This is a genomic window from Pseudomonas sp. ICBG1301 (genome assembly GCF_016918385.1).
Taxonomy (GTDB): Bacteria; Pseudomonadota; Gammaproteobacteria; order Pseudomonadales; family Pseudomonadaceae; genus Aquipseudomonas; species Aquipseudomonas palleroniana.
In genome coordinates, this window is the sequence record NZ_JAEKGB010000043.1 from 1 (window position 1) to 209 (window position 209).

Below are 209 nucleotides of genomic sequence, written 5' to 3' on the forward strand. Positions count from 1 at the left end.
TGACTGGGGTGAAGTCGTAACAAGGTAGCCGTAGGGGAACCTGCGGCTGGATCACCTCCTTAATCGACGACATCAGCTGCTCCATAAGCTCCCACACGAATTGCTTGATTCATTGAAGAAGACGATAAGAAGCAGCCCGAAATTGGGTCTGTAGCTCAGTTGGTTAGAGCGCACCCCTGATAAGGGTGAGGTCGGCAGTTCGAATCTGC

The 209-nt window shown here is 52.2% G+C and carries 1 rRNA gene; it reads left to right on the forward strand.

The features are described 5' to 3' along the window. Positions 1–62, forward strand: a 16S ribosomal RNA gene (locus JBE38_RS27600); the annotation flags it as partial. Positions 63–209 lie beyond the last annotated feature (147 nt).